General features: G+C 69.7%; 9 protein-coding genes. 7 read left to right on the top strand and 2 right to left on the bottom strand.

All coding sequences use genetic code 11. The features are described 5' to 3' along the window. Positions 1-32: 32 nt before the first annotated feature. The 5 genes from trmD to WCJ52_RS10935 all read left to right on the top strand — a co-directional run bounded on the left by trmD (position 33) and on the right by WCJ52_RS10935 (position 3,407). Positions 33-716, top strand: a complete 684-nt coding sequence (gene trmD, locus WCJ52_RS10955; protein WP_336903345.1) for a tRNA (guanosine(37)-N1)-methyltransferase TrmD — start codon at positions 33-35, stop codon at positions 714-716. Positions 717-740: 24 nt separating this feature from the next. Beyond that, positions 741-1,166, top strand: a complete 426-nt coding sequence (gene rplS / locus WCJ52_RS10950; RefSeq protein WP_336903344.1) for a 50S ribosomal protein L19 — start codon at positions 741-743, stop codon at positions 1,164-1,166. Positions 1,167-1,212: 46 nt separating this feature from the next. Then, positions 1,213-2,130: a dTDP-4-dehydrorhamnose reductase gene (gene rfbD / locus WCJ52_RS10945; protein ID WP_336903343.1), complete on the top strand. Its 918-nt coding sequence runs from the start codon at positions 1,213-1,215 to the stop codon at positions 2,128-2,130. After that, complete coding sequence (rfbA, locus tag WCJ52_RS10940) at positions 2,127-2,993, top strand: glucose-1-phosphate thymidylyltransferase RfbA (RefSeq protein WP_336903342.1); 867 nt, start codon at positions 2,127-2,129, stop codon at positions 2,991-2,993. The genes rfbD and rfbA overlap by 4 nt, the downstream gene beginning before the upstream one ends. 69 nt (positions 2,994-3,062) lie before the next feature. Beyond that, positions 3,063-3,407, top strand: coding sequence for a P-II family nitrogen regulator (locus WCJ52_RS10935; RefSeq protein WP_336903341.1), 345 nt, complete (start codon positions 3,063-3,065; stop codon positions 3,405-3,407). Here WCJ52_RS10935 and metW read toward each other — a convergent pair. Both metW and WCJ52_RS10925 read right to left on the bottom strand, forming a co-directional pair. Further along, positions 3,404-4,015: a methionine biosynthesis protein MetW gene (gene metW / locus WCJ52_RS10930; RefSeq protein ID WP_336903340.1), complete on the bottom strand. Its 612-nt coding sequence runs from the start codon at positions 4,013-4,015 to the stop codon at positions 3,404-3,406. The genes WCJ52_RS10935 and metW overlap by 4 nt on opposite strands. Next, positions 4,012-5,169 (bottom strand): homoserine O-acetyltransferase, encoded by a 1,158-nt coding sequence (locus WCJ52_RS10925; protein ID WP_336903339.1) that lies wholly within the window; start codon positions 5,167-5,169, stop codon positions 4,012-4,014. Before WCJ52_RS10925 ends, metW begins: the two co-directional genes overlap by 4 nt. Before the next feature lie 95 nt (positions 5,170-5,264). On the opposite strand from WCJ52_RS10925, the gene WCJ52_RS10920 reads away from it, so the two are divergent. Both WCJ52_RS10920 and WCJ52_RS10915 read left to right on the top strand, forming a co-directional pair. Then, the gene (locus tag WCJ52_RS10920; protein ID WP_336903338.1) at positions 5,265-5,762 is read left to right on the top strand and encodes a histidine phosphatase family protein; all 498 of its coding nucleotides are present in this window, start codon (positions 5,265-5,267) and stop codon (positions 5,760-5,762) included. Then, positions 5,759-6,040 (top strand): DUF952 domain-containing protein (locus tag WCJ52_RS10915; protein ID WP_336903337.1); only part of this gene is annotated, 282 nt, incomplete at its 3' end. The genes WCJ52_RS10920 and WCJ52_RS10915, both read left to right, overlap by 4 nt.

Below are 6,040 nucleotides of genomic sequence, written 5' to 3'. Positions count from 1 at the left end.
CGCCGCCGCCCTTCGAGGTCACAGTCCTGACCATGTTCCCCGAGGCCTTTCCCGGGCCGCTGGGGGTTTCGCTGGTCGGGACGGCCTGGCGCGAGGCCGGTCTCTGGTCCCTGGAAACGCTGGACATCCGGGGCTTTTCCAAGGATAAGCGCGGCTTCCTCGACGACACCCCCGCAGGGGGCGGGCCGGGGCAGGTGATGCGGGCGGACGTGATCGCCTCGGCGCTCGACAGCGTCGAAGCGCGCGGGCGCCCGCTTCTCTATATGAGCGCCCGGGGTCGGCCCCTGACCCAGGCGCGTGTGAAGGACTGGGCCGACGGGCCGGGACTCATCGTCCTGGCGGGTCGGTTCGAGGGGGTGGACCAGCGGGTGATCGACGCCCGGGGGTTCGAGGAGGTCTCGGTCGGAGACGCGGTCCTCGCCGGCGGCGAGGCGGCGGCTCTGGTGACCATCGAGGCCTGTGTAAGGCTCGTGCCCGGCGTCCTCGGCCAGGCCGAGAGCCTCAGTGAAGAGAGTTTCGAGGACGGGCTTCTGGAGCATCCGCAGTTCACACGACCGCGGACGTTTGAGGGTCTGGAAATTCCGCAGGTCCTGCTCAGCGGCCACCACGCACAGGTGGCGGCCTGGCGGCAGACCGAGCGGGAACGCGCTACGCGGGAACGGCGTCCGGACCTCTGGACCGCCTGGCTCGCCAATCAACAGGCAAAGGGCGAGTAAAGCCCGGCACGAAAGGACTGAACCATGAACCTGATCCAGGAACTGGAAAAGGAAGAAGCCGACCGTCTGGTCGCCACCCGCGCCATTCCGGTCTTCCGCCCCGGCGACACGCTCCGCGTCAATGTCCGCATCAAGGAAGGCGAGCGCGAGCGCGTCCAGGCCTATGAGGGCGTGTGCATTGCCCGCCAGGGCCAGGGCATCAACGAGAGCTTCTCGGTCCGCAAGATCTCCTTCGGCGAGGGCGTCGAGCGGATCTTCCCGATCCATTCGCCGAACATCGAGAGCATCGAGGTCAAGCGCCGCGGCGTCGTGCGCCGGGCAAAGCTCTACTATCTGCGCGACCGCCGCGGGAAGTCGGCCCGGATCGCCGAGCGCCAGATGACCCCCGCAGAGCGGGCCCTGGCCGCCGCCGAGCGCGCCGGGACCTCCAGCGACAGTACCGAGGGCTGACCGGCGTGCACGACCGGCACCCAGCCGGTCGTCCCAACGGAACGTCATGTCCGGCTCTGGTCTTCCTGCCCTTCTCCTGACTGGAGGCTCAGGCCAGGTGGGGCTCGCCCTGCGCGAGGCCCCGCCGGCCGGTTTTCAGGTCGTGGCCCCTCCGCGCACCGAACTGGACCTGGCCGACGCTGGGTCAGTACGCCGCTGGGTGGGGGATCGGCCCTGGGCCGCGGTCGTCAACGCCGGGGCCTGGACCGCGGTAGATGCCGCTGAAACCCACGCCGCCGAGGCCTGGGCGGCCAACGCCCACGGGCCGGCCATACTGGCCCGCGCCACCGCGGAGCGCGGCCTTCCCCTTGTCCAGATCTCGACGGACTATGTCTTTGATGGCGGGCTTGACCGGCCCTACCGCGAGGACGACCCGGTCGGACCCGTCAGCGTCTACGGTGCCTCCAAGGCCGCAGGTGAGATGGCGGTGGCCGCCCTCAATCCCCGCCATGTGATCCTCAGGACCGCCTGGGTCTACAGCCCCTGGGGCGCCAACTTCCTGCGCACAATGTTGCGTCTGGCAGAGACCCGCGATGCCCTTTCCGTGATTGACGACCAGGCGGGCTGCCCCACCTCGGCCCTGGACATCGCCGCAGCGATCGGGGCCGTCTGCCGGCGGCTCGCCGACCCTGCGCCACAGCCGGCCGGGATCTTTCACTTCGCCGGTGCCGGCGAGACCACCTGGTATGGCTTCGCCGCCCGGATCTTCGAGCGCGCCGCCCAGGCGGGCGTCAGGGCGCCGGCCCTGACCCCCATCCCCTCGGCCGACTGGCCGACCCCCGTACGGCGGCCAGCGAATTCCCGGCTGGACACGACGCATTTCACCCGCACATTCGGGCTTTCGCCCCGTCCCTGGACGGAGGCGACGGACGAGGTGGTCGACCGGCTCACCGGGGCGGGCGAGCGACAGGGAGGCAGAGCATGAAGGGCATCATCCTGGCGGGCGGCGCCGGTACGCGCCTCCACCCCGCCACCCTGGCGGTGAACAAGCAGCTCCTGCCGATCTACGACAAGCCGATGATCTACTATCCCCTTTCCGTCCTCATGCAGGCCCGGATCCAGGACATACTGATCATCTCCTCGCCGGAGTATCTGGGGAACTACCAGCGCCTGTTCGGCGACGGCTCCCAGTTCGGCGTGCGTATGGCCTACGCCGTCCAGCCCAGCCCCGACGGCCTGGCCCAGGCCTTCCTGATCGGCGAGGACTTCCTGGCCGGCGACCCGGCCGCCCTGATCCTGGGCGACAACATCTTCCTGGGGGCCGGCATGACCGGGCTTCTGGAAGCCGCCGCTGCGCGCACGACCGGCGCCACCATCTTCGCCTACGAGGTCGAACGGCCCGAGGCCTACGGTGTGGTCGAGCTCGACGCCACCGGCCGGGCCCTGAGCCTGGAGGAGAAGCCCGAACACCCGCGCTCCCGCCAGGCGGTGACCGGCCTCTACTTCTACGACCGGGACGTGGTCGAGCTGGCCCGACAGGTGCGCCCCTCAGCCCGGGGCGAGCTGGAGATCACGGATCTCAACCGGCTCTATATGGAGCGGGGCGACCTCTTCGTTCAGAAGATGGATCGCGGGTTCACCTGGCTGGACACCGGCACCCACGACAGCCTGCTCGAGGCCAGCGAACTCGTCCGGACCCTCCAGAAACGCCAGGGCCTGCAGATCGCCTGCCTGGAGGAGATCGCCCTCACCAACGGCTTCATCGACGCCGACCAGGTCCGGCGGGCCGGCGAGGCCCTTTCGAAGACCGCCTATGGCCAGTACCTTCTGGACCTCGCCGGACGCTGAGGCGCCGTGAGGCTTGGCCGCTGCGCCGGTTCGGCGTTAGTGTCGCCGGGCGCACTCGGGAGCCTGCCCATGAAGATGATCATTGCCGTGATCAAGCCCAGCCGCCTGGACGCCGTCCTGGATGCCGTCACCGAAGCCGGCGCCTCGGGTCTCACCGTCACGGAGGTCCGCGGCTATGGTCGCCAGAGGGGCAAGACCGAGGTCTACCGGGGGGCTGAGTACGAGGTAAAGCTCCTGCCCAAGGTTAAGCTGGAGATCGCCGTCCCCACCGACATCGCCGACGCCGTCATCGAGGCCATCACCCGCAGCGCCAATACCGGGAAGATCGGCGACGGCAAGATCTTCGTCATGGACCTCGAGACCGCCCTGCGCATCCGCACCGGCGAGGCCGACGCCGCCGCGATCTCGGGCTAGTCCCGCCTCAGCACGAAGACCGCCGCCTCGGCCCGCCAGTTCTCCAGAACCGAGCGCGGGTAGATGGGCCGCGCTGGACGGCCGCCCGACAGGGCCGCGCAGGCCTCGATCCTCAGGCCCAGGTCATCGGTGAGGGCCAGGAAGTCGTGCAGGGTGCACAGGTGGATGTTGGACGTGGACCACCAGGGATCGGGCAGGGTCCGGGTCTCGGGCATGCGGCCGCGCGCCAGCAGGGCCCAGCGCACCCGCCAGTGGCCGAAGTTGGGAAAGCTCACCACCGCCCGGTCGGCGATCCGCAGGAGTTCCGACACCACGTGCCGGGGATCGCGCATCTGCTGCAGGGTCTTGGACAATATGGCGACGTCGAAGGCGCGGGTCGGGAAACTGTCGAGATCGTGGTCAGCGTCGCCCTGCACCACGGCAAGGCCCCGGGCCAGGCAGGCCGAGACCCCGTCGGCGGAAATCTCCAGTCCCTGGCCGTCGACGCCCCGCTCCCGGGTCAGGAGGTCCAAAAGGTCACCCTCGCCACAGCCGACGTCCAACACCCGCGCCCCGGCAGGGGTCAGGCGCAGGATCTCGCGGAAGTCCTCGCGCATCCCGCCGCTCATGACAGGCCCCGCTTCTCGGCGGCGGAGGCCAGGAAGCCCCGCAGGGCCGAGTCCAGGGCCGGTTCCTCCAGGAAGATGGCGTCATGGCCCTTGTCGGTCTCGATCTCGACGAAGCTGGCCCGGCAGCCGGCGGCGTTGAGGGCGCGCACCACGTGCCGGCTCTCGGCCGTGGAATAGAGCCAGTCCGACGAGAAGGACAGGACGCAGAAACGCACATTCCGGGCTGGCACGAAGGCGCCCGCCAGCTGGCCGTCGTAGGCTGCGGCCAGGTCGAAATAGTCCAGGGCCCGGGTGATGTAGAGATAGGAGTTGGCGTCAAACCGGTCGACGAAGCTCGCCCCCTGGTGCCGCAGGTAGCTCTCAACCTGGAAGTCGGTGTCGAAGCCCCAGGACAGGCCGTCACTCTGCAGTTCGCGGCCGAACTTCCGCTGCAGGGCCGCCTCGGACAGGTAGGTGATGTGGGCGGCCATGCGGGCCACGGCCAGGCCCTTCTCTGGCCTCACGCCCGCCGCCTCATAGGCCCCGCCGCGCCAGTCCGGATCGGCCATGATCGCCGCCCGCCCAACCTCGTGGAAGGCGATGTTCTGGGCTGAGTGCCGGGCCGCTCCGGCGATGCAGATGGCCGAGAAGATCCGCTCGGGATAGTCCGCCGCCCACTGCAGCACCTGCATGCCGCCCAGGGAGGCACCGACCACGGCGAACAGGGTCTCGATCCCCAGGGCCTCCACCAGCATGGCCTGGGCGCGCACCATGTCGGGGATGGTGATCACCGGGAAGGCCAGTCCATAGGGCGCGCCTGTGGCCGGGTCGGTGGAGCTGGGGCCGGTCGTGCCCATGCAGCCACCCAGGACATTGGCGCAGATGATGAAGTGGCGGTCGGGATCCAGGGGCAGGCCGCGACCCACCACCCGTGTCCACCAGCCGGGCTTGCCCGTGACCGGATGAGTCGAGGCCAGGTACTGGTCTCCGGTCAGGGCGTGCAGCACCAGGACCGCGTTGGACCGGTCTGCGTTCAGCCGGCCATAGGTCCTGTAGGCCACCTCCAGGGGCGACAGGGCGGCGCCCGAGTCCAGCCTCAGCGGACGGTCGGCGGGAAACCGCCAGACGCCGCCGCCGGACTCAGATCCGTCGTGAGCGGGAGAGAGGGCCTTCATTGGCCCGTTTGGACCGCCTGTCCGTTTCGCTGTCAACCGCTTCGCACAGGGCACGGGTGCGGGTATGAACGTCCCGCACGAGATTTGGAGTGGTCATGGACAGGCTGATTCTCCTTCGCCACGGGGAGGCCGAGGCGGGTTCGGAGACGGGCGGCGACTTCGGGCGGCGGCTGACGACGCGCGGCCGGGAGGCCTGCGTCACCGTCGCCTCGTCCCTGGCCGACATCGGCCTGATCCCCGACCTGGCCCTGGTCTCTGCCGCCGTCCGCACCCGCGAGACCTGGGCGGCCATGAGCGCCCTGCTGCCGGGTTGTGAGGTCCGCTTCGAGGACGCCCTCTACCTGGCGGAGGCCCTGGAGATGCGGCGAATCCTCCTGGAGGCTGGGCGGGACGCAGGCCTTATCCTGCTGGTCGGCCACAATCCCGGACTGCAGGAACTCGCCGAGGACCTGATGACCGAGGCCTCGGGCCCCTCCAGCACCCTTTCGCGGATCCGGTCCGGCTTTCCCACCTCCGCCGCCGTCGCCTTCGCCTTCGACGCCAACGGCCGTGCGACCTTCGACGGCTTCTTCCAGCCGGACATCGCCGGATGACCCTGATCTACAAGATCCTGCCCCGGTCCGAATGGGATATCGCCCGGGCCGCAGGCCGGTTTCAGGGGTCGGCGGTGGACCTGGCGGACGGCTACATCCACTTCTCCACCGCTGCCCAGGCCCAGGAGACGGCGGCCCGGCACTTCGCCGGCAAGGTGGGCCTCCTGGTCCTCGAGGTCGACGGCGACACTCTGGGCGAAGCCCTGCGCTGGGAGCCTTCCCGGGGGGGAGACCTCTTCCCCCACCTCTATGGCGACCTCCAGGTTGACGCCGTGCTG

It is taken from the genome of Phenylobacterium sp., assembly GCF_037138395.1.
In the GTDB taxonomy this organism is placed as follows: Bacteria; Pseudomonadota; Alphaproteobacteria; order Caulobacterales; family Caulobacteraceae; genus Phenylobacterium.
The sequence above is the reverse complement of the archived record's forward strand: the minus strand, read 5'-3'. Positions and strand labels throughout refer to the sequence as shown.